The sequence below is a fragment of the Microbacterium sp. genome (assembly GCF_047606685.1).
In the GTDB taxonomy this organism is placed as follows: domain Bacteria; phylum Actinomycetota; class Actinomycetes; order Actinomycetales; family Microbacteriaceae; genus Microbacterium.
The window spans coordinates 1-26473 of sequence record NZ_JASGEC010000026.1; the positions used below are offsets into that span (position 1 = coordinate 1).

Annotated in this window: 22 protein-coding genes and 1 tRNA gene; 15 read left to right on the forward strand and 8 right to left on the reverse strand. The window is 70.4% G+C overall.

The features are described 5' to 3' along the window. Nucleotides 1-392 (forward strand): hypothetical protein (locus tag QM611_RS02990; RefSeq protein WP_415078418.1); only part of this gene is annotated, 392 nt, incomplete at its 5' end. Nucleotides 393-713: 321 nt separating this feature from the next. Here the strand turns inward: QM611_RS02990 and QM611_RS02995 are convergent. The 3 genes from QM611_RS02995 to QM611_RS03005 form a co-directional block, all read right to left on the reverse strand. Further along, the gene (locus QM611_RS02995; RefSeq protein WP_415078419.1) at nucleotides 714-1247 is read right to left on the reverse strand and encodes a hypothetical protein; all 534 of its coding nucleotides are present in this window, start codon (nucleotides 1245-1247) and stop codon (nucleotides 714-716) included. A gap of 90 nt (nucleotides 1248-1337) precedes the next feature. After that, nucleotides 1338-3371, reverse strand: coding sequence for an ArnT family glycosyltransferase (locus QM611_RS03000; protein WP_415078420.1), 2034 nt, complete (start codon nucleotides 3369-3371; stop codon nucleotides 1338-1340). 88 nt (nucleotides 3372-3459) lie between these two features. After that, entirely contained in the window at nucleotides 3460-5010 is a 1551-nt protein-coding gene (locus tag QM611_RS03005) for an amino acid permease (RefSeq protein ID WP_415078421.1), read from the reverse strand. 163 nt (nucleotides 5011-5173) lie between these two features. On the opposite strand from QM611_RS03005, the gene QM611_RS03010 reads away from it, so the two are divergent. The 5 genes from QM611_RS03010 to QM611_RS03030 are packed head-to-tail and all read left to right on the forward strand — an operon-like array spanning nucleotide 5174 to nucleotide 10150. Then, on the forward strand, nucleotides 5174-6529 hold the full coding sequence (locus QM611_RS03010) for a glutamine synthetase family protein (protein ID WP_415078422.1): 1356 nt from the start codon (nucleotides 5174-5176) through the stop codon (nucleotides 6527-6529). After that, nucleotides 6510-7286, forward strand: a complete 777-nt coding sequence (locus QM611_RS03015) for a gamma-glutamyl-gamma-aminobutyrate hydrolase family protein (RefSeq protein WP_415078423.1) — start codon at nucleotides 6510-6512, stop codon at nucleotides 7284-7286. Before QM611_RS03010 ends, QM611_RS03015 begins: the two co-directional genes overlap by 20 nt. Beyond that, a complete protein-coding gene (locus QM611_RS03020) occupies nucleotides 7283-8647 on the forward strand; it encodes an aldehyde dehydrogenase family protein (protein ID WP_415078424.1) in 1365 nt (454 codons plus the stop codon). Before QM611_RS03015 ends, QM611_RS03020 begins: the two co-directional genes overlap by 4 nt. A gap of 19 nt (nucleotides 8648-8666) precedes the next feature. After that, nucleotides 8667-9446: a 3-oxoacyl-ACP reductase gene (locus QM611_RS03025; RefSeq protein ID WP_415078425.1), complete on the forward strand. Its 780-nt coding sequence runs from the start codon at nucleotides 8667-8669 to the stop codon at nucleotides 9444-9446. 2 nt (nucleotides 9447-9448) lie between these two features. Next, nucleotides 9449-10150 (forward strand): FadR/GntR family transcriptional regulator, encoded by a 702-nt coding sequence (locus QM611_RS03030; protein WP_415078426.1) that lies wholly within the window; start codon nucleotides 9449-9451, stop codon nucleotides 10148-10150. Nucleotides 10151-10169: 19 nt separating this feature from the next. Here the strand turns inward: QM611_RS03030 and QM611_RS03035 are convergent, their stop codons facing one another. The 3 genes from QM611_RS03035 to QM611_RS03045 all read right to left on the reverse strand — a co-directional run bounded on the left by QM611_RS03035 (nucleotide 10170) and on the right by QM611_RS03045 (nucleotide 14326). Continuing rightward, nucleotides 10170-12518: a glycoside hydrolase family 65 protein gene (locus QM611_RS03035; RefSeq protein ID WP_415078427.1), complete on the reverse strand. Its 2349-nt coding sequence runs from the start codon at nucleotides 12516-12518 to the stop codon at nucleotides 10170-10172. A 1-nt stretch (nucleotide 12519) separates the two neighbouring features. Beyond that, nucleotides 12520-13527 carry a carbohydrate kinase family protein gene (locus QM611_RS03040; protein ID WP_415078428.1) on the reverse strand — a complete coding sequence of 336 codons (1008 nt, stop codon included), beginning with the start codon at nucleotides 13525-13527 and terminating at the stop codon, nucleotides 12520-12522. A gap of 160 nt (nucleotides 13528-13687) precedes the next feature. After that, nucleotides 13688-14326: an MBL fold metallo-hydrolase gene (locus tag QM611_RS03045; protein WP_415078429.1), complete on the reverse strand. Its 639-nt coding sequence runs from the start codon at nucleotides 14324-14326 to the stop codon at nucleotides 13688-13690. A 242-nt stretch (nucleotides 14327-14568) separates the two neighbouring features. On the opposite strand from QM611_RS03045, the gene QM611_RS03050 reads away from it, so the two are divergent. Both QM611_RS03050 and QM611_RS03055 read left to right on the forward strand, forming a co-directional pair. Further along, nucleotides 14569-14644: transfer RNA gene (locus QM611_RS03050), tRNA-Glu, on the forward strand. A 249-nt stretch (nucleotides 14645-14893) separates the two neighbouring features. Beyond that, nucleotides 14894-17215, forward strand: coding sequence for a hypothetical protein (locus tag QM611_RS03055; RefSeq protein ID WP_415078430.1), 2322 nt, complete (start codon nucleotides 14894-14896; stop codon nucleotides 17213-17215). Between the two features lie 22 nt (nucleotides 17216-17237). Here QM611_RS03055 and QM611_RS03060 read toward each other — a convergent pair whose 3' ends face one another. Beyond that, on the reverse strand, nucleotides 17238-18041 hold the full coding sequence (locus QM611_RS03060; RefSeq protein WP_415078431.1) for a DUF4349 domain-containing protein: 804 nt from the start codon (nucleotides 18039-18041) through the stop codon (nucleotides 17238-17240). Nucleotides 18042-18224: 183 nt separating this feature from the next. On the opposite strand from QM611_RS03060, the gene QM611_RS03065 reads away from it, so the two are divergent. The 7 genes from QM611_RS03065 (at nucleotide 18225) to QM611_RS03095 (ending at nucleotide 25769) form a co-directional block, all read left to right on the forward strand. Next, nucleotides 18225-19235 carry a TerC/Alx family metal homeostasis membrane protein gene (locus QM611_RS03065; protein WP_415078432.1) on the forward strand — a complete coding sequence of 337 codons (1011 nt, stop codon included), beginning with the start codon at nucleotides 18225-18227 and terminating at the stop codon, nucleotides 19233-19235. Nucleotides 19236-19354: 119 nt separating this feature from the next. Continuing rightward, a complete protein-coding gene (gene leuC, locus QM611_RS03070) occupies nucleotides 19355-20824 on the forward strand; it encodes a 3-isopropylmalate dehydratase large subunit (protein WP_415078433.1) in 1470 nt (489 codons plus the stop codon). Continuing rightward, nucleotides 20824-21420 (forward strand): 3-isopropylmalate dehydratase small subunit, encoded by a 597-nt coding sequence (leuD, locus tag QM611_RS03075; protein WP_415078434.1) that lies wholly within the window; start codon nucleotides 20824-20826, stop codon nucleotides 21418-21420. Before leuC ends, leuD begins: the two co-directional genes overlap by 1 nt. A gap of 50 nt (nucleotides 21421-21470) precedes the next feature. Then, nucleotides 21471-22883 carry a UDP-N-acetylglucosamine 1-carboxyvinyltransferase gene (murA, locus tag QM611_RS03080; protein WP_415078435.1) on the forward strand — a complete coding sequence of 471 codons (1413 nt, stop codon included), beginning with the start codon at nucleotides 21471-21473 and terminating at the stop codon, nucleotides 22881-22883. 1 nt (nucleotide 22884) lies between these two features. Continuing rightward, nucleotides 22885-23652 (forward strand): lysophospholipid acyltransferase family protein, encoded by a 768-nt coding sequence (locus QM611_RS03085; protein WP_415078436.1) that lies wholly within the window; start codon nucleotides 22885-22887, stop codon nucleotides 23650-23652. Further along, complete coding sequence (locus QM611_RS03090; protein WP_415078437.1) at nucleotides 23642-24778, forward strand: NAD(P)H-dependent glycerol-3-phosphate dehydrogenase; 1137 nt, start codon at nucleotides 23642-23644, stop codon at nucleotides 24776-24778. The genes QM611_RS03085 and QM611_RS03090 overlap by 11 nt, the downstream gene beginning before the upstream one ends. Continuing rightward, nucleotides 24678-25769, forward strand: coding sequence for a D-alanine--D-alanine ligase family protein (locus tag QM611_RS03095; protein ID WP_415078438.1), 1092 nt, complete (start codon nucleotides 24678-24680; stop codon nucleotides 25767-25769). The genes QM611_RS03090 and QM611_RS03095 overlap by 101 nt, the downstream gene beginning before the upstream one ends. Before the next feature lie 227 nt (nucleotides 25770-25996). Here QM611_RS03095 and QM611_RS03100 read toward each other — a convergent pair whose 3' ends face one another. After that, a complete protein-coding gene (locus QM611_RS03100) occupies nucleotides 25997-26464 on the reverse strand; it encodes a DUF3515 family protein (RefSeq protein ID WP_415078439.1) in 468 nt (155 codons plus the stop codon). Nucleotides 26465-26473 lie beyond the last annotated feature (9 nt).

Consider the following 26473-nt stretch of genomic DNA (forward strand, 5'->3'; position numbering starts at 1 on the left):
CCGATGCCGTCGCTGCGGGTGCACGATTCCTCGTCACGGAGGATGTCGACGACTACGGGCAACGAGATCTCGACGGCGTCGGGATCTCGGCGGTCAACCCCGATCTGTTTCTCGCGGAGCGTCTCACCCGAGACGCTTACGCCACGGTGCTCGATCTCTTCGTCGAGAGGCAGGTGAACCCGCCGACGACCGCTGCGCGATTTCATGCCGCGGTCGCGAAGAACCATCCGCGGCTGTTCTCCGCGCACGCTGATCTCTACGAGACGGACCCAGATCAGAGCCTGCACCCGGAGCCCACGGTGAACTTTCGCGGCCCGCGATGCATGCGTTGTGAGCAGCTCGTCGCCGATGCCGACACGATTGTCGCCGGGCTCTGCCCCGAGTGTCGATGAGATATCGGACGCCGAGCGCGTCGTCGGGCACCTCGTTGAGGATCCGCGCCAGCACCTGCCGCTGATGCGGGGTGCAGCTATCGATGTCCTTCTTCTCGACGCTGAGCGCCCACCAGAGTGTGCGATTGATGGTGCAGTTGCCGCAGGTGCGCGGCGACACCACGCCCCAGGCGCCCATCCGAGGCGGGAAGTCCCAGCCTGCCTAGAAGCCCTCCTCGGACGCCGGCATCGCGGTCGCACCGCAGGCTTCGCACCAGTGCTCGAATCGCTCCCGGTCCATGAGCGCGGCCGGAGATCTCGATGGCGCGCTGAGACGATCCCTCACGCGTGCGCGAGCAGCTGCAGCGCGATGACCGCCATGGCCAGCGCGGTCTCTATGCCGAGCACGACCAGTCGCTCCCACCAGCGCAGCGTGACGCGGCGCACCGCGACCCACGCGAGCGCGACGAGCGCGAACGCGAGTGCGACGGCGGAGGCGAGCAGCGCCGCGTTCACGTCCCAGCGGGTGAGCGCCGACACGCCGAGGAGAACGAACGGGAGCGCCACGGCAGGCAGCGCGCCGAAGCTGGTGCGCATGGCGTGGACGAGTTCGCCGCGGCTCATCAGCTCGCCGTGGACCACGACGTGCGCGATGACGTCGGCGGTGAACACGGCGAGCACGGTGCCCGCGAGCGTGACCGCCAGGGTCACGAGCGCGTCACCCGCCTCCACGTCCCCGTGCCCGCGCAGCGCGAGGGTGACGGCAAGCGCGGCGAAGATCAGGTAGATGCTCTCCTTGAGGCGGTCGGCGCGCTCGCTCTTCGTCAACGGCTGAGGGCCGGGATGCTGGCGCCCCGACTCGTCGCGCTGCGTCATGGGCTTCATCGTACGGGGGAGCAGCGCGCCGCCGCTCCGGCGCGTCCGTGCTTCGAGCGGGCCAGCAAGCCCGCACGGGGCTCCCGACGTCTAACCGGTGCACTCGTAGAGTGACGAGGTGGGCGCGTCCGCGGGCTGGGTGCAGTTGTCCTCGACCCAGGACCGGATCTCGGTGGATGTCCCGGTGTCGCCGCCGCCGCGTCCGCCGCCGCTGCTGCTTGTGATCACATAGCGCAGCTCTCCGTCGGCGACGAGTTGTTGGAAACGATCGAGTGTCGGCACGGCGTCGCGGCCGTTGAAGCCGCCGATCGGCAGGAACGATCCACCGTCGGAGGCGATGATGAGGCCGGCCGCCGATTGCGCGCCGAACGTCGCCGCGAGGTAGCTGGCCCCATCCTGATGCTCCTCGAGATACGCGATCAGCGCGGTGTTCCCGCCGTTCGCGCCCTGGCGGCCCTGCGCCCGCGCGCCGTCGCCGGTGCTGCGCTGGCCCCCGTCGCGGCGGGTGCCTCCGTCGCGACGCGTGCCTCCGTCGCCGCGTCCAGCTCCGTCACCGCGCCCGCCCCCGTCGTCGCCGCGCGCCGCCCTGTCGCCAGACGCGCCGTTGCCGGGGGCGGCGCGGTGCCCGCTCGCGGAGGAGCCGCCGTTCTGACCGCTGGGAGCGCTGCCCCGCCCGTTCGAGACGACGTCGACGACGCCCCCGGCGACGGGGTTGATCGCCGACGGGTGTGCGATCGTGACGGCCGACCAGGCGATCGGGGTCAGCAGCATCCCGATCCCGGCGAGCGCCGCGGTCCACCGGCGCGCGGCGTGCGGCATCCGCTTGTCCCACACGATCGCGCAGGCGGCGCAGACGGCGACGGCGGCTTGGGCCAGCGACACGGGCACGGAGTATCCGCCGTACGAGAAGCCGACGAACAGCGCGGTGGCCGCCGCGACGCCGAGGATCGCGAGCTGCGGCCACCGCTTGCCGCGGCGGCGGGCCACAGCGAACGCGAGCCCGATCGACAGCGCCATGGGGATCGCGAGGGCCGCCGTGTAGAACTGGTGCATTCCCGCGACCGCCGAGAACATCGCGGCGAACGTGGCAAGCCACACCGTCAGCAACACCGTCATCTGGCGCGGCGCGCGCAACACCCACAGCAGCACGACTGAGAGCGCTGCCGCGGGGAGCATCCACGCGATCTGGCCCGCGAGCTGCTCGTTGAACAGCCGGAACACGCCGGCGTCGCCGGAGTACCGCGGAGTGAACGACAGGTACGCGTCGGTGTCGGCGGTGGCGTCGCCGAATCGGCCAAGCCCGTTGTAGCCGAACACCATCTCCCACGCGTTGTTGCCCAGCGTGCTGCCGATGTAAGGACGGGCGCTTGCGGGGATGAGCGAGACCAGAGCGATCCACCAGAGGGATGCCGCAAGGCTCACCGCGCCGGCAAGCGCGCCGGTCCAGAGCTTGCGAAGCCACGGCTGGGACGTGCACAGCCACGCCGCGGCGAGCGCGGGCCAGACGGCCCACGCCTCGAGCATGTAGGTCTGGAACGAGAGCGCGATGAACAGTCCCGCGACAACGAGCCAGCCGGCGCTTTTCCGGGTGAGCGCCTTGGCCGAGGCCCACGCGACCGCGGAGAGGCCGAGCACGAAGAACGTCTCGGGCTGGTTCGACCGCGCGACGGCGACCAGGATCGGCGTAGTCGCCACAATCGCGCCGGCGAGCAGCCCGGCGGCCGGGCCCAGGAGCCGCTTCGCGGTGAAGGCGACGATGAGCGACGCCCCGACCGCCGCCAGTGCGTTCGGCAACACGACCGCCCAGGTCGAGAAGCCGAAGGCCTTCACGAACAGCGCGGGGATCCAGTACGAGCCCGGGATCTTGTCGAGCGTGACGGTGCCCGCGGGGTCCACGGCTCCAAACAGGAAATTCGACCAGTTCTGGCTCATCGACAACGCGATCGACGCGTAGTAGTCGGAGCGGGAGCCCGTCCACACCGACCAGGTGGTCAGCAGCCCGGCGCTTATTCCCACGACGACGAGGCCGATCGGCCACAGGGCGGGGCGGCGCTCCGGGCGCGCGGGGGCGCTGAGCGGCGGCGCGGCCGGCGGAGCTGGTGAGTCGACCGTGAGAGTGGTCACCTCCCGAAGCTAGCGACGCCCCAGCGCAGAACGCTGTGATCCGCTGATGAATCCCCTGGAGGAGCCCGCCGCCGCCTCGGGGGCAGCCTTAGGACCTCCCGCTGCCGAAGACCTCTCCCTCCATCGCGTCATAGCCCTCGGTCTGCGGGTCGCCGTGCTCACCGGCCGAGATCGCGTACTCCTCCTCCGGGGAGAGCACGAGGCGGTGCCGGAAGAACGCCGCGAAGCCCACGAGGATGACGACGTAGACGACGACGATGGCGACGATCGCCGGCCCGAAGGTCGGGTTCAGCAGGAACCCGACGAAGATGAGCGCGGCGATGACCGCCGCCAGCACGGCTCCCGTGACGCCCCACGGGCTGCGGTACGGCCGGGACACGTCGGGGTACTTCCGGCGCAGGATGAGGAACGCGACCATCTGCAGGAAGTACGCCAGCACCGCCCCCCACACTGCGATGTTCAGCACGATCGCGCCAGCCACCGCACCGGCGCCCTTCTCGTCGACCGCCGCGAGCAGGTCGAGCACGACCAGCGCGACGAAGCCGATCGCCGCGCCGACGACAAGAGCGACCCACGGCGTCTGGCGCTTGCCGGTGAGCGAGAGAAAGCGCGGGTAGTACCCGGCGCGGGAGAGCGAGTACATGTTGCGGCCGTAGGCGAACATGATGCCCTGCAGCGAGGCGAGCAGGCCCACCAGCGCGAACAGCGCGAGCACGGCGGCGAGCTGGTCGCCGACGATCGCGCGGAACCCGTCCAGCAGCGGCTCGGCGGCCACACCGGTCGCCTCGGCGCCGAGAATCCCGGTGTTCAAGAAGAGGACGAGAAGACCGGTGACGATCAGCGTCCCCCGCGCCCAGAACCCGGCGCGAGGGATGTCGCGCACCGGGTCGTGCGCCTCCTCGGCGGCCAGCGGCAGCTCCTCGATGCCAAGGAAGAACCACATCGCGAACGGCAGCGCGAACAGGATCGGCAGCACGCCGTGCGGCAGGAAGGCGCTCTGCCCCGCGTCCGGCGCCATGTCCCACAGGGCGTCCCAGGAGAACGCCCCGGAGAAGACCGCCATCGCCGAGAACACGACGATGATGCCGATCGAGATCACCGAGACCACGATCGCGAAGCGGAAGGAGATCGACGCTCCTGCAGAGTTCAGGCCGATGAACAGCAGGTAGAGGATGAGGTACCAGACCCATCCGGGCAGGGAGAGACCGAGCAGCTCACTGGTGATCGCGTCGACGTAGGACGCGGAGAAGAAGACGATCACCGCGGTCGTCGCGACGTACTCGATCGTCTCGGCGGCGCCGGTGATCAGGCCGCCCCATGGTCCCATCGCGGACCGCGCGAAGGAGTACGCCCCTCCGGTGTGCGGCATCGCCGCGGCCATCTCCCCGATGGAGAAGATCATGCCGTAGTACATGACGACGAGAATGGCGAAGGCGATCAGCATCCCACCGAAGCCCGCGAAGGCTATGCCGAAGTTCCACCCGGAGAAGTCGCCGGAGATGACGGCGCCGACCGCCAGTCCCCACAGCCCCCAGATCCCCGCGCTGCGCTTCAGGGTGCGTTTCTCGAAGTACTCCTGGCCGGCGCGCGTATAGGTCGCGCCACCGACCTTGCGTGCGTCACTGGTCGGTTGAGACATCAGTCCTCCGTTGAGTATTCATGAGACGTCGTGAGCCCGATTGTGGCCCTATTGGTCGCTTCTGTCTACCTTTGGGTCCGAGTTGGCCCTAAGGTGGTGCTCGAGCGACGGACTCCATCGACGAGGACGCGTCGCGACAGCGGCCACGCGGATGGAGCGGACGATGGCGGGAAACCTCGATGTTGCGGAACTGGACGCGTGCATCGCGTCCGGTGAGATCGACACGGTGCTGGTCGCCTTCGGCGACGCGCAGGGGCGCCTCGTCGGCAAGCGCGTCTCCGCGCGGCTGTTCCAGGAGGATGTGCTCGCGCATGGCGCGGAGGCGTGCAACTACCTCCTCTCTGTCGATGTGGACATGAACACCGTCGACGGCTACGCGATGTCGAGCTGGGAGACCGGGTACGGCGACATGGTGCTGCGCTGCGACCCGGCGACCCTGCGGCGCGTGCCATGGCTGGAGGGCTCGGCGCTCGTGATGGCGGACCTCACCTGGCTGGACGGGACGCCCGTCGCGCAGTCGCCCCGCGCGATCCTGGACAGGCAGCGCGAGCGCCTCGCGGAGCGGGGCTGGACGGCATTCGCCGGCACCGAGTTGGAGTTCATCGTCTTCGACGACACCTACCGGGAAGCCTGGGCGCGCGGGTACCGCGACATGACACCGGCGACCGACTACAACGTCGACTACGACCTGCTCGCGTCGAGCCGGCTGGAGCCGCTCCTGCGCGCCATCCGCCTCGCCATGGACGGCGCGGGGATGTACAACGAGGGCGTGAAGGGCGAATGCAACCTCGGACAGCAGGAGATCGCCTTCCGTTACGCGGAGGCGCGCGAGACCGCGGACCAGCACGTGATCTACAAGAGCGGGGCGAAAGCGATCGCCGAGCAGCAGGGCAAGTCGCTCACGTTCATGGCGAAGTACGACCAGCGCGAGGGGAACAGCTGCCACATCCACCTCTCGCTGCGCGACGCGGCGGGGGCGCCGGTGATGGCGGGCGGGGGAGCGCACGGGTTCAGCCCGGTGATGGAGCACTGGATCGCGGGCATCCTCGCCACTCTGCCCGACTTCACGCTGCTGTTCGCGCCGAACATCAATTCCTACAAGCGGTTCGCGAAGGGCTCCTTCGCGCCCACCGGGGTCGCCTGGGGCCTGGACAACCGCACGTGCGCTCTGCGGGTGATCGGCCACGGCCCCTCGCTGCGCGTCGAGACTCGCGTCCCCGGAGGCGACGTCAACCCCTATCTGGGAATCTCCGCGATCATCGCGGGCGGGCTGCACGGGATCGAGAACGAGCTGCCGCTGCCCGATCCGCTGCCCGGCAACGCCTACGCGGCCGACGTGTCGCATCTGCCGACCACTCTGCGGGACGCCGCCCGCCGGTTCGACGAGTCGCCGGTGGCGCGCGCCGCCTTCGGCGACGAGGTGGTCGACCACTACCTCAACCAGGCCCGCATCGAGGTGGAGGCCTTCGATGCCGCGGTGACCGACTGGGAGCGCGTCCGTGGCTTCGAACGACTCTGAAAGCTCAGGGCACGCGAACGGGATGCCGGCTCCCGTGATCGGGCTCACCACCTACCTGGAGCGCGCGAAGCAGGGCGTGTGGGACGTGCGCGCCGCCTTCCTGCCGCAGCAGTACTTCGACGCCGTCACAGCCTCGGGCGGCGTCGCCATCCTGCTCCCCCCGCAGCCGGCCGCCACCGCCGATGCTGTGCTGGAACGGCTTGACGGGCTGATTCTCACCGGGGGCATCGATGTGCAGCCCGAGCTCTACGGTGCCGACCGCCACCCCGCGACGGACCCCGCCCGGCCGGACCGCGACGAGTGGGAACTCGCCCTGTTCCGCGGGGCGGAGCGCCGCCGCATGCCCGTTCTCGCCATCTGCCGCGGCCTGCAACTGGTGAACGTCGCGCGCGGCGGCACGCTCCACCAGCACTTGCCCGAGGCGCTCGGCACGGAGCGCTACCGGATCGGAGGCGGTGTGTTCGCCGAGAATCTCGTCCACATCGACGACGGCACCCGGCTCGCCGAACTGGTCGGGGCGGGGGAGTACGGCGTGCGCAGCTACCACCACCAGGGCATCGACCGCCTCGGCGCCGGGCTCGTCGCGACGGCCCGCGCGGACGACGGGCTCGTCCAGGCGTTCGAGGATGCCGAGGGGTCGCCGCTGCTCGGCGTGCAGTGGCATCCCGAGCAGAACGCCTCGGACCGCCGCCTGTTCGCCGGGCTCGTCGCGCAGGCGAGGGAGTTCGCGGGCGCGGGAGCAGGAGCAAGAGCATGAGCGGTTCCTTCACGATCGTCAACCCCGCAACGGCGGCGCCGATCCGCGAGATTCCCCGCGCGAGAGAGGCAGACGTCGATGAGGCGGTCGCCCGCGCCGTGTCGGCCCAGCGCGGCTGGGCTCGCCTCGCGCCGGCGGCCAGGGCGGAGGCGCTCCGCTCCTTCGCCCGCGTCGTCGAGTCGGCCGCCGAAGAGCTTGCCGCCCTGGAGGTGGCGAACTCCGGGCACCCGATCGGCTCGGCGCGGGGGGAGGCCGCGCACGTCGCGCACGTGCTGAACTACTACGCGGGGGCGCCGGAGCGCCTGATCGGGCAGCAGATCCCGGTGGCCGGCGGCCTCGACGTCACGTATCACGAGCCGTACGGCGTCGTCGGCGTCATCGTGCCGTGGAACTTCCCGATGACCATTGCGTCGTGGGCATTCGCCCCCGCGCTCGCGGCGGGCAACGCCGTGGTGCTCAAACCCGCCGAGCTCACGCCCCTCACCGCGCTGCGGTTGGGCGAGCTGGCCGTCGAGGCGGGGCTGCCCGAGGGGCTGCTGCAGGTGATCACCGGCTCGGGGTCGCTCGTGGGGCAGCGCTTTGTCACGCATCCCGATGTCCGCAAGGTCGTGTTCACCGGATCCACCGAGGTGGGCACCGAGGTCGCCGCGGGCTGCGCGCGGGGCTTGAAGCCGGTCACGCTGGAGCTGGGCGGAAAGAGCGCGAACATCGTCTTCGCCGACGCCGACCTGGAGCGCGCGGCCGCGGCGGTGCCCGCGTCGGTGTTCGACAACGCCGGGCAGGACTGCTGCGCCCGCAGCCGCCTCCTGGTGCAGCGCGGGGTGTACGACCGATTCCTCGAGCTCCTGGAGCCGGCGGTGGCATCGTGGCGGGTCGGCGACCCCCGCGACGAGAGCACCGAGATGGGGCCGCTCATCTCGGCGTCGCACCGCGAGAGCGTGGCCGGGTTCCTCGACGGCGCGCGCATCGCCTTCCGCGGCACGGCGCCCTCGGGCGACGGGTTCTGGTTCGCCCCCGCGGTCGTGCTCGCCGGGCCGGGCGACCGCATCGCGCGGGAGGAGGTGTTCGGCCCGGTGGTGGCCGTGCTGCCCTTCGACGCCGAGGACGACGCGATCCGGCTCGCCAACGACACCGTCTACGGGCTGGCCGGGTCGGTGTGGACCGAGAACCTGGGACGAGCGGTGCGCGTCTCACGAGGTGTGCGCAGCGGGGTGCTCTCGGTGAACTCGCACTCCTCGGTGCGGTACAGCACGCCGTTCGGCGGAATGAAGGCCTCCGGGCTCGGGCGCGAGCTGGGCCCCGACGCCGCGGAGCACTTCACCGAGACGAAGAACGTCTTCTACGCCACGGACGCGCCGTGAGCGCACGGAAGGAGCAAGCATGAGCGTCGATCTCACCCGGAGGCTCGGGGACAGGGTCGCCATCGTCACCGGAGGGTCCGGCGGCATTGGCCTCGCCACCGCCCGCCGATTCGCCGCCGAGGGGGCATTCGTCGTGATCGCGGACATCGACGCCGTCGCCGGGGAGGCGGCAGCGTCCGAGGTGGCGGGCGCCTTCCGGCTCGTCGACGTCGCCGACCAGGAGCAGGTGGACGCGCTGTTCGACGGGGTGGCCGCCGACTTCGGGCGCCTCGACATCGCCTTCAACAACGCCGGGATCTCCCCGGCCGACGACGACTCGATCGAGACGACGGAGCTGCCCGCCTGGCAGCGGGTGCAGGACGTCAACCTGAAAAGCGTGTACCTCTGCTCGCGCGCCGCCCTGCGGCACATGGCGCCCGCGGGGCGCGGATCGATCATCAACACGGCATCCTTCGTCGCGCTGCTGGGCTCTGCCACGTCGCAGATCAGCTACACCGCGTCCAAGGGCGGGGTGCTCGCGTTGACGAGGGAGCTGGGCGTGCAGTTCGCCCGCCAGGGCGTGCGGGTGAACGCCCTGTGCCCAGGGCCGGTGAACACTCCGCTGCTGCAGGAACTGTTCGCAAAGGATCCGGAGCGCGCGCAACGCCGGCTCGTGCACGTGCCGATGGGCCGTTTCGCGGAGCCGGAGGAGCTCGCCGCGGCGGTGGCCTTCCTCGCCTCGGACGACGCCTCGTTCATCACCGCGACCGCCTTCGTCGTCGACGGCGGCATCACGAACGCGTACGTCACCCCCCTCTAGCCATGGCCGACCCCTCCGCCGTTCCCGGTGTCGTCTACCGTCCGCTGCGCGGGGGCAACGCGCTGGAGGAGACCGTGGCGCGGCTGATGCAGACCGTGCGGCTCGGCGTGGTGGCGCCGGGGGAATCGCTGCCGCCCGAGCGGGAGTTGGCCGCGTCGTTCGGCGTGAGCCGGGACACGGTGCGCGAGGCCATTCGCGAACTGGTCGGCATCGGTTACCTGGCACCGCGCCGCGGCCGGTACGGCGGCACGTTCGTCGCCGACCCGCTGCCTCGGCCTCGGACGCCGCCTGCCGGAGACCTGGACGAGGTGCTGGGGATGCGCAGGGTGCTGGAAGCCGGGGCCGCTCGCGCGGCCGCCGGGCGCTCGTTCGACGCGGAGGCGCGGGCAGAGCTGTGGTCGCGGCACGAGTCAGCGACCACCGCGGCCTCAGAAGACTACCGTCGCTATGACACCCGCCTGCATCTGTCGATCGCGGAGGCGGCGGGCATCCCCTCGCTCATCGCGTTGGTCGCGGAGAACAGGGCGAAGATCAACGAGTACCTCGACACCTTCCCGCTGCTGCCGAGGAACATCGAGCACTCCAACGCGCAGCACGAGCGCATCGTCGTGGCAATCCTCGCGGGCAGGCCCGCCGAGGCCGAGGAGCAGGTCCTCGAGCACCTGGCCGGCTCCGAGGCGCTGCTGCGCGGCTTCCTGTCCTAAGCCTCGCTTCGCTGGGAGACTAGCCCAGCGGAACCACCGTCGTCTCGCCCGCGGCGAGCACGACCTCGTTGCCGGCGATCGTGATCGGCAGCGTCGCGCCGTCGGGGCCGAGCGTCTCCACGCGCACCTCCGAGTGGTCGACGTGCACGCGCAGCGCGAGGTCGCGCCAGTGGAAGCGATAGCGCAGCGCATCCCACTCCGGTGGCACCCACGGGTCGATGAACAGGTCGGTGCCGCGCACCTCGAGCCCGCCGAACCCGTTGACCAGGACCGACCACGTGCCCGCGGCCGACGCGATGTGCATGCCGTCGCACGTGTTGCCCTGGTTGTCGGCGATGTCGACGAGCGCCGAGCGCGTGAAGTACTGCAGCGCGCGCGTGTGGTCGCCGACGGTGAGCCCCATCGTGGCGTGCACCGACGGGCTCAGCGAGCTCTTGTGCATCGTGCGCGGCTCGTAGTAGTCGTAGTTGACCAGCCGCGACTCTTTGTCGAACTCGTCGGGGAACATCAGCATGAGCTGCACGACGTCGGGCTGCTTGAGCATCTGCGTCTCGTCGGCCTTGACGTCGTCGTAGCCCTCCGGCCAGATCGGCATGAGGTTCTCGTCCCACTGCGTGATCGGCACGTCGTCGCGGTCGAAGTAGCCGGCGAACTGCTCGATGACGCCGTCGTCGTTCTTCACTGGCTGCACGATGCGGTCGGCGTATTCGCGCCACTGCGCGGGCGTGTCGGCGGCGAGCCCGAGCCGACCGGCCAGCGCCGCGAAGCGGGCCGCGTCCTCGGCGGCCATTTCCTCGAACGTGTCGGCGGCGTAGCGCAGGTGCCACGCCACGATCACGTTCGTGAACGCGTTGTCGTCGACGTGGAAGTGGAACTCGTCGGGCCCCATCACCTGGCGGTAGTGCACGCTGCCGTCGTCGTCGGTCTGGCCGTAGCTCGTCCAGAACCGGCTGGTCTCGAACAGCAGCTCGGCGCCGGCCTCCCACAGGAACTCGCGGTCTTCGGTGGCGTCGAGATAGCGACGGATGCCGTAGGCCACATCCGACGAGATGTGCACCTCCTCGTCGCCGGTCCAGATGCGGATCTCGCCATCCGCCGACCACTTCGGGCACTCCTCGTCGCCGGTGAGCGCCGACTCCCACGCGACGCGCGCCCCCTCGTAGCCGCCCGCGGCCGCGTAGCGCTTCGAGCCCTCCAGCGTGTGGTGCCGGTAGCCGAGCAGCGCGCGCGCCGTGGCCGGCTGGGTCAGCACGTAGAACGGCAGCATCACGACCTCGGTGTCCCAGAACACGTGCCCGCGGTAACCCTCGCCGCTCATCGACTTCGCGCCGATGTTCACCGTCGGGTCGTCCGGGTTCGCGGTGATGAGCAGGTGGTAGATGCTCGAGCGCACCGCCAGGGCGAGCTTGTCGTCGCCGACGACCTCCGCGTCGGTCGAGTCCCACAGGCGCTGCCACGCCTCGGCGCTCGCGGCCAGGATCGTGTCGACGCCGCTGCCCGCCGCCGCGCGCGCCGCCGCGGACGCGCGCGCGACGAGGTCCTCGCCGTCGACGGCGTCGACATCGCGGCTGGTGCGCACCGCCACGATCTTGTCCAGCCGCACGGTCTCGCCCTCGGCCACGCTCGACACAGTGCGCTGGCGCACCGCGTCGGCCGAGCGCACCACCTCGGCGCGGCTCGGGGCGGGGGAGACCTCGGCCACCGTGGCGAACGCGAGGTCGATGCCCGAGCCGAGCGTCCGCGTCGCCAGCGTCAGCGTGCCATCGGCGCCACCGGTCGACTGCGTGGCGAGGTGGCGGCTGCGCGCCCACTTCGCCCACTTCTGCTCGGTCGTGAAGGTGCGCCCCTTCGGGTAGACGGGCAGCGCCTCCATGTTGAAGCGGTCGCCGTCGATGCCGGTGACCACCTCGAGCTCGCCGGAATAGTTCAGCGGCGTCGCCTCGACGCGCACGACGGCGATGTCGCGGTCGGCCATCGACGCCGTGCGCAGGCTGTCCAGCCGCGTGCGGCGGCCGTCGGCATCCTCGAACACCGTCGAGCGCCACAGCACTCCGCCGGCGATGTCGAGCGCCCGGTCGTGCGAGACGACGGTGCACGTGTCGACATCCAACCGCGTGCCGTTCGCGTAGACGGCGGTGTCGATCCAGTCGGGCACGTTCACCATGTCCACGACGATCGAGTCGTGGCCGTCGTACACGCCGGCGATGTACGAGCCTGACACCGCGCCGCGGTGGCCCTCCTCGAGCGTGCCGCGCGCCGCCATCCGGCCGTTGCCGACCGTGAACAGCGTCTCGGACGCGTTCGCCTTGTCGCGGTCGAACCCGCTCTGGCGGATCGTCCACTCGTCGTCGAGAGTGCTCAAGTCCATCTCATGCCTCCCCGCGGGCGCTGCCGTACGCCGCGACCAGCTGCCGCGTCGTGTCTTCGTACGACAGGTAACCATCGAGCGCGGTCGCCGCGGCGCGCTGGGCCCCCATCGCGTTGCCGTACCGGCAGGCGGTGACGATGTCGCCGTCGAGGAGGAATCCGAACCCCATTCCGGCGGCGAACGAGTCGCCGCATCCCGTCGTGTCCACGACATGCTCGACCGGCACTCGCCCGACCTCGTGCTCGACCACCTCGCCCGATTCGTCGAGCGTGTAGGCGACGCATCCACTCTCGTCCAGCGTGACGCTCACCGCCTTGACGCCGCGCTCGAGCGCGTACGCCGCGAAGTCTTTGATCTGCGCCACGGGGATGGGGTCGCCGGGCTTCCGGTCGTCGCCGGGGCCGGGCAGTGCGCTGCAACCGGCCTCCTCGAGGTTCATCTTGAGCACGTCGATGGTGGGCAGCCACTCGTCGATGTCGAGCCACAGCCGCCGCACGCGCTCGCCGCCGATCGACAGCGCGGTGGTGGGGCCGTGCCCGTCGAGCAGGATGATGCCGTCGCTGTTCTCGCGGATGTACTCGAGAGTGGAGAGCGTCACCTCGTAGTCGGTGACCGGCACGCACACGAACGCCTCCGCGTCGAGTGCGAACTCGACGTCTTCCGGCGTGATCGGCGTCATGAACCCGGTCTGCCGCTCGAGGCGGTTGTTCTGGTCGACGAAGTGCAGGTCGATCACGGTGGAGCGGTCGCCGACGGCGCGGATGCCAGTGAGGTCGATGTTGTCGTAGGCGCCGAGGATGTCGCGGATCGCGTCGATGTCTTGCTCGCCCGTGTTCACGATCGGCACGACCACGCCGTCCGGGCCGACGAGTGCCGACAGCGCGATCGCGGTGTACAGCGCGCACCCGTACTTCTCGAGCACGTCGCCGCGGTGGGTGGTCACGTGATCGCGCGGGATGGGGCCGAGAACAGCGATCTTCTTGGGAAGGGCGACTGCTGATGACGTCATTGTCTGCCTCTCGTGGTCGGGGGGAAACCGTGCTCATCTTATGGCGCCCGCCATGCGAACACTCGCGGCGCGGGTGAAGACAGATCTCGACGTGACTCCCTAGAATGGGAGTGTACGGATGCCGCGCGCCTGTGGGGGGTGCGCGGCATCCTGTCTTCGCTCAGGTCGTGACGCTGTCGCCCGCGTCGAGCGCGAAGAACTCGCCGCCGCCCTGCTCGGTCGCCCACGCGAGGCGGTGGCGGTGCATGCCGCGGCCGATGTCCGACAGCGGCGCGTCGTGCGTGCCGAACGCGCGACGCGGCCTCACCGCGAGCACGTAGTCCATCGCGTCGCCGATCTTCAGCCATGGGCCGCCCATCGGCGCGGCGAGCAGCTTCACGTCGACGCCCTCGGGAACGGTGTAGGAGTCGCCCGGATAGTAGAACTCGTCGTTCACCAGCACGCCGACGTTGTCGATGATCGGAATGGACTCGTGGATGACGATGTGCTTGCCGCCGAAGAAGCGCAGCGTGAACGGGCCGACCGCGGCGGTCTGGCCCGGGCGGACGGTGGTGACCTCGTAGTCGGAGGCCGCGATCGCGACGCCCTCCGGACCGTAGATCGGGATGCCGGGGGCCGCCGCCAGGATGCGGTCGAGGTGCTCGGGCGACCAGTGGTCGGGATGCTCGTGCGTGAGGACGACGGCCACAGCGCCGTCGAGGTCGTCGAGCGCGGGGGTGAAGTTGCCCGGATCGATCAGCAGGAGCTTTCCGTCGCGCTCGACGCGCAGGGCGGCGTGCTGGAGCTTGGTGACGCGCATGCCCCGAGTCAACCGGGTGCGCGGGGCGTGTGCAACCGCGCTCAGTCGCGTCGCCGTTTCACACGCTGTCCAGCCGTCTTGGCGAGACCCCGTTCGCGCGGCGAGACCCCGTCAGCGCGGCGAGACCCACGCCAGCGGAGCGGGTTTTGGCGGACGAAGTGGGTCTCGGCGTGGGATGCGGGTCGACCCGACCCGATTTTGTTGGGTTTGGGGCCGCGTGGCATACTTGAACGGTTGTCTAGGGCCCCATCGTATAGCGGCCTAGTACGCCGCCCTCTCACGGCGGTAACGCGGGTTCGAATCCCGCTGGGGTCACCAAATCAGAACTCCCGGCCTTGTGCCGGGGCGTTCGGCACTGTGTCTCGTGTCATCCGGCCGGTGACAGACGCGTCGCGGGCGTACCGCTACGCTTAGGCCTGCGTACTCAGGCGAAGGGGGCTGCGAGTGTCTAGGAACAGACGTGTCCGCGCGAAGGCGCGCCGACTCTTCGCATCCGCGATTGTCGCTGCCGCCGTGGTCGCCAGCGGCCCATTCGTCGCGGCCTCCGCAGCCCACGCCGCGACGACGGTGAGCACGATCAGCGAGCTGACCGCGGCGCTCGCCGGGTGCACGGGCACGGCCGCCGCGCCGACCGCTATCGCGCTCGGCGGCAACATCACCGCCGCCTCGACGACCGTCACGGTCGGCTGCGTCACCGAGCTCGACCTCGCCGGCGCCACGCTGCAAGTGCGCAATGTCGTGGTCTCGTCGGGGCAGCAGTTGACGATCCGCGACACCGGCAGTGGCGGACAGCTCACCGCGACCAGCAGTGCAAGCGCCGTTCCCGGCATCAAGACCGCCGGGGCGAAGCTGATCATCGACAGCGGCGCCGTCACCGCGTCTGGCGGTACGGCCGCCGCGGGCATCGGCAGCAACAACAGCGATGCCGACTCGGGCGAGATCATCATCAACGGGGGCACGGTCACCGCGACGGGAGGCGCCGCCATCGGGGGCGCGGGCATCGGCGGCGTGCTGCCGACGATCACGATCAACGACGGCGTGGTGACGGCGAGCGGCGGCGGCGGGAGCTTGAACGGCGCAGCGGGCATCGGCGGCAACTACCTCCAGGGCGGTGGCGGCCTCATCACGATCAACGGCGGCACGGTGATCGCCAACGGCAGCGGCGGCTCAGGCAGGGGCGGCGCGGGCATCGGCGGCGGATTCAACAACGCCAGCGGCGGCACGGCAACGCAGGGCATGGCCAGCGATGTCGTCATCACGGGTGGCACGGTCACTGCCACTGGAGGAAACGGCGCGGCCGGCATTGGCGGCGGCCGCGGTGGTGGGCTGGGCTCCGTCACGATCACCGGCGGCACGGTCAGCGCGATCGCCGCGGCGGGCGAGGCGGCGGCCGGCATCGGCGGCGGGTATGTGGCGAACTACTCGGCGACCCGGCCCGAGTTCGGCTCGGGCGGCGAGGTCTACATTGGCGAGGCGGCCGACGTGACCGCGATTGGCGCGCACACAGCGGTCGGCAGCGGGGGCATCTCGACTTCGTTCTCGCACCCCGACGTGGTGGAGTTCGGCTCGTTGACCGTTGACGGGACGCTGCGCGTTCCCAGCGGCGCGATGCGGGTTCAGGATTCGATCTCGGACGGTTCCGAGATCGTGGTGGGCGAAAGCGGCGAGATCCTCGGTGCGGCGAGCGACCCCACCGCCGGCGCGACCTTCAGCGGCACGACCTTCTCGGCGGACATCGGCCAGATCGAGAACAACGGCGTGATCGCGCTCACCGAGGCGTACCTGACCGCAGGCGGTGTCTCGGTGTACGCCAACCACTACGAAGTCGACTTTGACGTGCATGGCGGCACTCCGGAGCCCCCGGCCGACGCGATCATCGTGTTCGCCCCTTCTTTCGACGTCAGCTACCGCACCTTCCCCTACGCCGACGACCCCACGCGCGACGCTGCGCTCTTCAAGGGCTGGAACAGCGCCGAGGACGGTTCGGGCAGCGTGTTGAGCGAGGACGCCCAGCTGCCGGGCACGAGCCTCGACGGCGTGGCTGTGCCAGTGACGTTCCATGCCCTCTGGGCAACGGACCCCGAGATCATCTCCGGCCTGCCGGGCGACGAGATCTCGATCACCACCACGACGAGCGGCAGCTTCACGCCCACGATCGAGGATGCCGATGGCTCCTCGTATCCGTTCGATCCGGCGGATTGGAGCATCACCGACGCGGACGGCATGGTTACGCCGAGCATCGATACGGTAACCGGCGAAGTCACGGTCACCTCCTCGACAGCGGGCACGTACGTGCTCACCCTGTCCATTTCCACCGTGGCGGGCGTGATCACGCGCGACATCGAGGTGCACGTCGCGCTGACCAGCTTCACCGCGTCGCCGACCGCGTCGTTCACCGGCACGCTCAAGGTCGGCCAGACGCTGACCGCGAGCGCGGGAACAACCACGGAGCCGACTCCCGACAGTGTGGAGTTCACTTGGTTCGCCGACGGGGTCGAGGTCGGGACGGGACCGACGTACGTGCTGACGAGCGCCGATGCGGGCACGTACATCAGCGTGCGCGCGACCGCGAAGCTGCAGGGGTACGCCGACGCCTCAGACCTCTCGGCCGCGCTCGGGCCGGTGGCGGCGGCCGACCCCGACCCTGAGCCGACTTCCAGCCCGAGCGCCGACCCGAGCCCTGATCCGACGTCTGACCCGAGCACGTCTCCGACGTCCGACTCGAGCACCTCTCCGACGTCCGATCCCGACGACTCCGGGCTCGCCTCGAGCGGGGGCGAGGCACCGGTGTGGATCGCGGCCTTGCTGGCGCCGGCGCTGCTGGCCGGCGGTGCACTCGCCCTGGTTGTCGCACGGAGGAGCTCGCGCTCGCGCGGTCAACTCCCGTAGGCCGGCTCAGGCCCGACGGGGCTCAGGGGTCGGCGATGTCGCCGCGTTTCGTCTCGGGCGCGCTGCGCGCGTCCTCGCTCAACGACCGTTGGCGGCGCCGGCGGCGCGCCCGGAGGAGCCACCACACGATGCCGCCGGCGATCGCCAGCACGACGATCCAGGGGAGGAGGAATCCGAGCCCGATCACGAAGCCGTTGAGCGCGGCCACCAGGCCGTTCCAGCCCGCTGCGAACCCGTCGCCAAACCCGGCCGGGTCGGCGCGCACGGGGTCGGAGCGCTCGACGAGGCTCACGGTGAGGCTCGACAGCGCCATCTGCTCCTCGAGCGAGGTCAACTGCTGCTGGTACGACTCGAGCTCGGCCTGGCGATCAGACAGAGCGGCCTCCACGTCGATGAGCTCGCTGACCTTCCCCGCCTTGCCCATCAGGTCGGTGAGCCGGTTGACCGACGCCTTCAACGCGGAGATGCGGGCGCGCAGGTCGACCGCCTGCTCCGTGACATCCTGCCGACTCACCGACGACGACTCGACCTCGCCGAGCGCCGACAGCTCCTTGATCGCCACGGGCAGATCGTCCGCCGGAACACGCACCGTCACCCACGTGTCGGACAGCGGGGGAGACGACATCGTCTCCTCGTAGCCGCCGCCCTCTTCGAGGTCGCGCGACACTGCCTCGCCGTGAACGCTCATCGACTCGACGTACCCGCCGCGACCTGTCGCCGCTGTGACGACCGCCTGCGCCGCGGCCTCCGCGTCGGCGACGCGCACCGTGGCGCGCGCGGTCGCGATCATCTCGCGCCGCACCGACCCTGCCTGCTGCTCGGACACGTCCGCGGGCGCGGGATCGTCTCGAATCCCGATGCGGGCTATTCTGTTCCGAGCGAGAGGGAGTATCCCGCAAGAGCGTGCTCGTCATCACGACGCCACCCGGCGTCCGGGCCGCACCGCCGACAGCTTCTCGAGTCGGCGGGGGAGAGACTGTCGACCCGTCGACGACCCCGAAAGACCCGCATGACCTTCGAGATTCCCGTCTGGTTCGAGATCGCCTCGATGGCGGTGCTCACCGCCATCCTGATCGCCGACCTGCTCCTGATCGTCAAACGCCCGCATATCCCGAAGATGGGCGAGGCGTCCGCGTGGGTGGGCTTCTACGTCGCGCTCGCGCTCGTGTTCGCGGTGTTCCTGTTCTGGGCGTCGGAGGGGAACAAGGCGGATGCCGCGGGCCAGTTCGTCGCGGGCTGGCTGACCGAGTACAGCCTGTCGATCGACAACCTGTTCGTGTTCGTGCTGCTGATGGCGCAGTTCTCGGTGCCCCGCCGCTATCAGCAGCGCGTGCTGATGGTGGGCATCATCATCGCGCTCGTGCTGCGCGGCCTGTTCATCCTGCTCGGCGCCGCGCTCATCGCGAACTTCAGCTGGATCTTCTACATCTTCGGCTTCTTCCTGGTCTTCACCGCGTGGCGGCAGGCGTTCCCGGGGAACGAGGACCACGACGCGCAACGAGAGACCGGCATCGTGCGGTTCCTGCGGCGCTTCGTCGACATCAGCGACGCGTACGACGGCGCGAAGCTGCGCACCGTCGTCGACGGCAAGCGGATGCTCACCCCGATGGTGCTGGTGTTCGTCGCTATCGGGTTCACCGACCTCGTCTTCGCCATCGACTCGATCCCCGCGATCTTCGGGATCACGCCCAACCCGTTCATCGTGTTCGCCGCGAACGTGTTCGCCCTGATGGGGCTGCGCCAGCTCTACTTCCTGCTCGGCGGCCTGCTCGACCGCCTGCGCTACCTGCACTACGGCATCGCGTTCATCCTCGCCTTCATCGGAGTGAAGCTGTTCCTCCACGCCCTGCACGTGAACGAGCTGCCGTTCATCAACGGCGGCCACCACGTCCAGTGGGCGCCGGAGATCTCCACGTGGGTGTCGCTCGGCGTGATCATCGCGGCCATGGCGGTCGCCACCATCGCGAGCCTCGCCGCTTCCCGCCGCGAGCAGCGAGCGGAGCCGCCGGTGGTATCCTGAGAGGCGTGCGGATCGCTCGTCTTCTCCTTAGCGGCCGCGACGAGTCCTTGTTCTAGGCCTTTCTCGTCGCGGAGTTCGTCGCGGGCCGACATCCCACTTCCAGGAGAACGACAAGAGCTATGAGCAGTCCCGACATGGATGCCTCGGGGATTCCCGACCGGCCACGCACCCTCGCCGAGAAGGTCTGGGACGACCATCTCGTGGTCAAGGGCGAGAATGGCGAGCCCGACCTGATCTACATCGACCTGCACCTGGTGCACGAGGTGACCAGCCCCCAGGCCTTCGACGGCCTGCGCGCCGAGGGCCGCCCGGTGCGGCGGCTCGACCTGACGATCGCCACCGAGGACCACAACACCCCGACCCTCGACATCGACAAGCCGATCGCCGACCTCACCAGCCGCACGCAGATCGAGACGCTGCGCCGCAACGCCGACGAGTTCGGCGTGCGCATCCACTCGCTCGGCGACAAGGAGCAGGGCATCGTGCACGTGGTGGGCCCGCAGCTCGGCCTCACCATGCCCGGCATCACGGTCGTGTGCGGCGATAGCCACACGAGCACCCACGGTGCGTTCGGCGCGATGGCGCTCGGCATCGGCACGAGCGAAGTCGAGCACGTGCTGGCGACCCAGACGCTGCCGCTGAAGCCCTTCAAGACGATGGCGATCACCGTCGAGGGCGAGCTGCGGCCGGGGGTGACCGCGAAAGACATCATCCTCGCCGTCATCGCGAAGATCGGCACCAACGGTGGCCAGGGCTACGTCTTGGAGTACCGCGGCTCCGCCATCCGCTCGCTCTCGATGGAGGGCCGGATGACGATGTGCAACATGTCGATCGAGGCCGGCGCCCGCGCCGGGATGGTGGCGCCGGACGACACGACGTTCGCCTACCTGAAGGGCCGCCCGCACGCGCCGCAGGGCCAGGACTGGGAGGACGCCGTCGCCTACTGGCGCACGCTCCCCAGCGACGAGGGCGCGGTCTACGACGCCGAGGTGTTCCTGGACGCCGCGGAGCTGGAGCCGTTCGTCACGTGGGGCACCAACCCCGGGCAGGGAGTGTCGCTCAACGACGTCGTGCCGTCGCCGGAGCAGTTCGACGACCCCAACGAGCGGGCCGCCGCCGAGCGCGCGCTGGAGTACATGGACCTGGCAGCCGGCACGCCGCTGAAGCAGATCGCGGTCGACGCGGTCTTCATGGGGTCGTGCACCAACAGCCGCATCGAGGACCTCCGCGCTTTCGCGTCGATCATCCAGGGCCGGCGCAAAGCCGACGGGGTGCGCGTCATGGTCGTGCCCGGATCGGCGCGCGTGCGGCTGGAGGCCGAGGCCGAGGGGCTCGACAAGGTGTTCACCGACTTCGGCGCCGAGTGGCGGTTCGCGGGCTGCTCGATGTGCCTGGGCATGAACCCCGACCAGCTGGCGCCGGGCGAGCGGTGCGCGTCCACGAGCAACCGCAACTTCGAGGGCCGGCAGGGCAAGGGCGGGCGCACGCACCTGGTGTCGCCCCTCGTGGCGGCGGCGACCGCCGTGCGGGGGACGCTGTCGAGCCCGAGCGATCTTCCCGCCCTGGTGGCTGAGGAGGTGGGCGCCTGATGGAGAAGTTCACGTCGCACACCGGCATCGCCGCGCCGCTGAAGCGCTCCGCCGTCGACACCGACCAGATCATCCCCGCGGTCTACCTCAAGCGCGTCACGAAGACCGGCTTCGACGACGCGCTGTTCGCCAGCTGGCGCCAGGACCCCGCGTTCGTGCTGAACCAGCCCGCGTACGCGGGCGCGAGCATCCTCGTCGCCGGCCCCGACTTCGGCACCGGATCCAGCCGCGAGCACGCAGTGTGGGCGCTGCGCGACTTCGGCTTCGCGGCCGTGCTGAGCCCGAAGTTCGCCGACATCTTCCGCGGCAACGCGGGCAAGCAGGGACTGCTCACCGGAGTCATCTCGGAGGAAGACCTCGAGGCGGTCTGGGCTGCGCTGGATGCCTCGCCCGGCGCGGAGATGACGGTCGACCTCGAGTCGCGCACGGCGAGCCTGGGCGCGCTTCAGGTTGCCTTCGACATCGACGATTACACTAGGTGGCGGCTCCTCGAAGGGCTCGACGACATCGGGCTCACGCTGCGCAACGAAGACAAGATCGCGCAGTTCGAGGCCCGCCGCGAGGCGTGGCGGCCGCGGACACTGCCTGTCCGCTGACCCGCCGCGCACGACCGGGGAGTGCCCCGAAACGAAGTGAGGCCCATCGCATGAAGACCCTTGTAGACGGCGTGCAGCCGACGCGGACATCCTCCGCCGAACGAGGGTCTCACCGGTCTCAGGAAGCGGAGTCATCGGTGCAGAACACCGCCGAAGTGCTGCGGATCCGCGGCGGACGGCCGCTGCGCGGCCGGGTCGAGGTCAAGGGAGCGAAGAACCTCGCGACCAAGGCGATGGTCGCCGCCCTGCTGGGCGAGACGACCAGCGTGCTGCGCGACGTGCCCGACATCAGCGACGTGCGGGTCGTGCGCTCGCTGCTCGACGCGCACGGCGTGCGCGTCGACAACGGCGCCGAGGAGGGCGAGCTCCACCTCGACCCGAGCGGCGCCGTCTCCGCCCACATCGAGGAGATCGACGCGCACGCCGGGGCGTCCCGCATCCCGATCCTGTTCTGCGGGCCGCTCTTGCACCTGCTCGGCGAGGCGTTCATCCCCGACCTCGGCGGCTGCCGCATCGGCGACCGGCCCATCGACTTCCACCTCGACGCGTTGCGCAACTTCGGGGCGATCGTCGAGAAGCTGCCCGGCGGCATCCGCCTCTCCGCGCCGGCGGGGCTGCGCGGCGCCGACATCCGGCTGCCGTACCCCAGCGTCGGCGCGACCGAGCAGGTGCTGCTGACCGCGGTGCGCGCCCGCGGCGCCACTGAGCTGCGCAACGCGGCGATCGAGCCCGAGATCATGGACCTCATCGCCGTGCTGCAGAAGATGGGCGCGATCATCTCGTACGAGCCGAACCGCGTCATCCTCATCGAGGGCGTCGACACGCTCCGCGGGTACGACCACCGCGCGATCTTCGATCGCAACGAGGCCGCCAGCTGGGCCGCTGCCGCTCTTGCCACCGACGGCGAGATCTTCGTGGGCGGCGCGAAGCAGCAGGAGATGCTCACGTTCCTCAACGTGGTGCGCAAGGTCGGCGGCGACTTCGACGTCCGCGAGGACGGCATCCTGTTCCGCCGCGGCGGCGATCTGCGCGCCGTCACCGTCGAGACCGACGTGCACCCCGGCTTCATGACCGACTGGCAGCAGCCGCTCATCGTCGCGCTCACGCAGGCGCACGGCGAGTCGGTGGTGCACGAGACGGTGTACGAGAACCGGCTCGGCTTCACGGCGGCGCTCAACAAGATGGGCGCCGACATCGTCGTGCATCCGAACGGGCTCTCCGGCGGCGTGCGCCGCGTGCCGCGTCGCGAGCTCGAGCAGGCCGCGGTGATCCACGGGCCCACGCCGCTGCACGCTGCGGACGTCGTGGTGCCCGACCTGCGCGGCGGCTACAGCTACGTGATCGCCGCGCTCGCCGCGGAGGGCGAGTCGATCGTCCGCAACGTGGGCATCATCCGCCGCGGCTACGAGAAGCTGTTCACCAAGCTCGACACGCTCGGCGCCGACTTCGACGTCGTGGGCTGACGTGGCGCGGTCAGCTGCGCAACGCCACGTCTCCCCCGAGAAGGCCCGCCCTGGCGTGTTCTGGCTGCTGGCGACGATCGTGGTGCCGGTGGTCGGCGCGTTCGCGCGCATCCGCATCGTCGGCGCCGAGAAGCTGCCGCGCGACGGGGCCTATGTGCTCGCGCCGAACCACTACAGCGAGTTCGACCCCCTCATCCTCTCCGTGGCGGTATGGCGGATGGGGCGCGCGCCGCGCTTCATGGCCAAGGAAAAGCTGTTCCGCGTGCCGGTGCTCGGCGCGATCCTGCGCTCCGCCGGCATGGTGCCGGTTGCGCGCTCGTCGTCCGCCGCGGCCGCGCGCCAGACGCTGGAGACCGCCAAGCTGCTCGTGGAGCACGGCCGCGGCGTCGTCGTGTACCCGGAGGGGTCGCTCACGCGCGACCCCGACCTGTGGCCCATGCGCGGCAAGACGGGGGCCGTGCGCCTCGCGCTGGCCGGCGGCATCCCGCTCATCCCGGTCGCGCAGTGGGGCGTCCAGGAGGTCATGCCGCGCTACGGCAAGCTGCGCTTCCCGCGGCGGCGCCCGGTGACGCTTGTCGTCGGCGATCCGCTGGATCTCAGCGAGTTCTCGGGGGCCCAGACGCCACCCGCCGGCCTCGTGAAGGCGACCGGCCGGCTCATGGACGAGATCGCGGCGCTGCTGGCCGGCATCCGCGGCGAAGAGGCGCCGTCCCAGCGGTGGGACCCGTCATCGCACGCGCAGAAGGAGACGGGTCGCTTTGAGTCGTAGGCCGCAGGCGCAGCAGCCCCGCGTCGCCGTGCTCGGCGCGGGGAGCTGGGGAACCACGTTCGGCAAGGTCCTCGCCGACGGGGGAGCCGACGTGACGATGTGGGCGCGGCGCGCCGAGCTCGCGCACGAGATCGACGAGGCCAAGCGCAACAGCCAGTACCTGCCCGGCATCAACCTGCCCCGGAGCATGCGCGCGACCCACCACTTGGCAGAGGCGCTGGAAGGCGTGGAGCAGGTCTACCTGTCGATTCCGAGCCAGGCCGTGCGGCAGAGCCTCAAGGGCGTGCGGCCGCTGGTCGCGAAGACCGACGCGCCGATCGTGTCGCTCATGAAGGGGGTCGAGCGCCGTAGCGGCCTGCGCATGAGCCAGGTGATCGAGCACGAGCTGCACTGCGATCCGGCGCGCATCGCCGTGGCATCCGGTCCAAACCTCGCCCTGGAGATCGCCCGCGAGCAGCCGACGGCGGCGGTGATCTCGTCGGTCAGCCACGAGACGGCGCAGGCCGTCGCCCGCCGCGCCCGCAACGCGTACTTTCGCACGTTCGTGAACACCGACGTCATCGGCACCGAGTTCGGTGGCGTCCTCAAGAACCTCATCGCCGTCGCGATCGGCATCGTGGACGGCGTCGGCTACGGCGAGAACACGAAGGCGTCGATCATCACGCGCGGGCTCGTCGAGATGACCGACTTCGCGGTGGCGCAAGGCGCGCATCCCGAGACGCTGCAAGGGCTTGCGGGGCTCGGCGACCTCATCGCGACGTGCCAGTCGCCGCTGTCGCGCAACAACACCGCGGGGCGCCTGCTCGGGCAGGGGTACAGCTTCCAAGACGTCGTGAAGCAGATGCAGCAGACGGCGGAGGGGCTGGCGTCGGTGGCGCCCGTGTTGCAGCTCGCTCGCGAGGCCGGCGTGGTGATGCCGATCGTGGAGCAGGTGAAGATGGTGTTGGAGGGCACGATGAACCCGCGCGACATCGCGCCGCACCTCACGACCGATGACGACACACCGAAGGGTGAGAGGACGCAGAATGGGCATGACGGCGGTGGCGCTGCTCTTTGGCGGTCGCTCCAGCGAACACTCGATCAGCTCCGCGACGGCGGGAGGCGTGCTCAGCGCGATCAATCGTGAGCGGTACCGGGTGATCCCGATCGGCATCACCCGCGACGGCGCGTTCGTCCTCGAAGACGACGATCCCGGCAAGTTCGCGATGGACCCGTCGCGCATGCCCGAGGTGGTCGACAACGGCACGCGCGTGCTGTGGCCGGAGTCGGCGTCGTCGCGAGAGCTGCGGGTTCGGGATGCCTCGGGCGAGCGCTCGCTCGGGGAGGTGGATGTCGTGCTCCCGATCCTGCACGGGCGGTTCGGCGAAGACGGCACGGTGCAGGGGCTGCTCGAGCTGCTCGGCCTGCCCTACGTCGGCGCGGGCGTGCTGATGTCGGCGATCGGCATGGACAAGCACACGACCAAGAGCGTCTTGCGGTCGGCGGGCGTGCCCGTCGTGCCGTGGGCGACGGTCACGCGGGCGGGATGGGACGGCTCGCGCCGCCGGTGGGAGCAGCAGGTTCGCTCGCTCGGGCTGCCGGTGTTCGTCAAGCCTGCGAGGGCGGGCTCGAGCGTCGGCGTGTCGAAGGTGTCGGCGTGGGAAGAGCTGGACGCCGCGATGGACGTCGCGTTCGCGGAGGACGGCACGGTGCTCGTCGAGCAGGCCGTGGTCGCCCGCGAGGTGGAGTGCGGCGTGCTGGAAGGCGGCTCCGGGGCGGTGCCGCGCGTGAGCGTGGCGGGCGAGATCGTCGTCAGCGGGCGCGACTTCTACGACTTCGAGGCGAAGTACCTCGGCGCGCCCGGCATCGACCTGGTGTGCCCCGCGCCACTGCGCGATGGCGAGCTGGCCGAGATGCAGCGGATCGCGGCGCGGGCGTTCGAGGCGGTTGGCGGCGAGGGCCTGGCGCGCGTGGACTTCTTCTTCACGGGCACGGAGTTCTTCGTCAACGAGGTCAACACGATGCCGGGCTTCACGCCGATCTCGATGTTCCCGAAATGCTGGATCGCGTCGGGGCTGTCGTACCCGGCGCTCATCGAGACGATCATCGAGTCGGCGCTCGCCCGCGGCCCGCGCTGACAGCCTCCGGCCCGGCCGCTGAGGGGCCCCCGGTCGTTGAGCGAGCGAAGCGAGACGAAACGCGGCGACCAGGCTAGCGCGGCGACCCCGTGCGCTGCCGAGACCCGCTGTTCGCGCCGAGACCCGCTGTTCGCACCGAGACCCGCGCCGCGGGGGTGGGTTTCGGCGCCGGGGGTGGGTTTCGGCGGCGCGGGTGGGTGTGGCGGGTGCGGAGGGGTCTCGGGATGCTACTGATCGGCGCCGCGGGGCGTGCACTGCCCGTCGACGGGAAGCTGCGACACGGCCGTCGCGACTTCCCTGAGCACGTCGGCCCCCGACACACGGTCGTAGTCGAGGAACACCTCTACCGCCGGCGTGCGCCCGAACGTCGTGAAGCGATAGTTGGGCGCCTCGCTGTCGTCGATGAGCCAGTCGACGCCCTCGACCGTCCGGCATGTGAGCGTGCTCGGCCCGGGCGGCTCCAGGCCGCAGGCCAGGATGACCGCCGCGGTCGGCTCGCCCCACGCCGCGGTCGCCTGCGCGTCGGTCCAGCGGCGGGGCTCGCCGTCGACTGTCTGCGGCAGACGCACCGACACCTCCGCGCACAGCGGGTCGTTGGCGTTCTCGGCGGGCTCAACCGAGACCGTCGTGGCGCATCCCGCAAGCCCTACCGCCGCGGCCGCGAGAGCGACGAGGGTCAGGCGAGCGCGCAGCATCCCTCCAGC

Bases quoted from the DNA above. Each gene is read 5' to 3' on its own strand.
- QM611_RS03065 (WP_415078432.1), top strand. From the start codon at position 18,225: ATGACCTTCGAGATTCCCGTCTGGTTCGAGATCGCCTCGATGGCGGTG.
- QM611_RS03025 (WP_415078425.1), top strand. From the start codon at position 8,667: ATGAGCGTCGATCTCACCCGGAGGCTCGGGGACAGGGTCGCCATCGTC.
- QM611_RS02995 (WP_415078419.1), bottom strand. From the start codon at position 1,247: ATGACGCAGCGCGACGAGTCGGGGCGCCAGCATCCCGGCCCTCAGCCG.
- QM611_RS03095 (WP_415078438.1), top strand. From the start codon at position 24,678: ATGGGCATGACGGCGGTGGCGCTGCTCTTTGGCGGTCGCTCCAGCGAA.
- QM611_RS03030 (WP_415078426.1), top strand. From the start codon at position 9,449: ATGGCCGACCCCTCCGCCGTTCCCGGTGTCGTCTACCGTCCGCTGCGC.
- QM611_RS03035 (WP_415078427.1), bottom strand. From the start codon at position 12,518: ATGGACTTGAGCACTCTCGACGACGAGTGGACGATCCGCCAGAGCGGG.
- leuD (WP_415078434.1), top strand. From the start codon at position 20,824: ATGGAGAAGTTCACGTCGCACACCGGCATCGCCGCGCCGCTGAAGCGC.
- QM611_RS03005 (WP_415078421.1), bottom strand. From the start codon at position 5,010: ATGTCTCAACCGACCAGTGACGCACGCAAGGTCGGTGGCGCGACCTAT.
- QM611_RS03010 (WP_415078422.1), top strand. From the start codon at position 5,174: ATGGCGGGAAACCTCGATGTTGCGGAACTGGACGCGTGCATCGCGTCC.
- QM611_RS03020 (WP_415078424.1), top strand. From the start codon at position 7,283: ATGAGCGGTTCCTTCACGATCGTCAACCCCGCAACGGCGGCGCCGATC.
- QM611_RS03100 (WP_415078439.1), bottom strand. From the start codon at position 26,464: ATGCTGCGCGCTCGCCTGACCCTCGTCGCTCTCGCGGCCGCGGCGGTA.
- leuC (WP_415078433.1), top strand. From the start codon at position 19,355: ATGAGCAGTCCCGACATGGATGCCTCGGGGATTCCCGACCGGCCACGC.
- murA (WP_415078435.1), top strand. From the start codon at position 21,471: ATGAAGACCCTTGTAGACGGCGTGCAGCCGACGCGGACATCCTCCGCC.
- QM611_RS03040 (WP_415078428.1), bottom strand. From the start codon at position 13,527: ATGACGTCATCAGCAGTCGCCCTTCCCAAGAAGATCGCTGTTCTCGGC.
- QM611_RS03045 (WP_415078429.1), bottom strand. From the start codon at position 14,326: ATGCGCGTCACCAAGCTCCAGCACGCCGCCCTGCGCGTCGAGCGCGAC.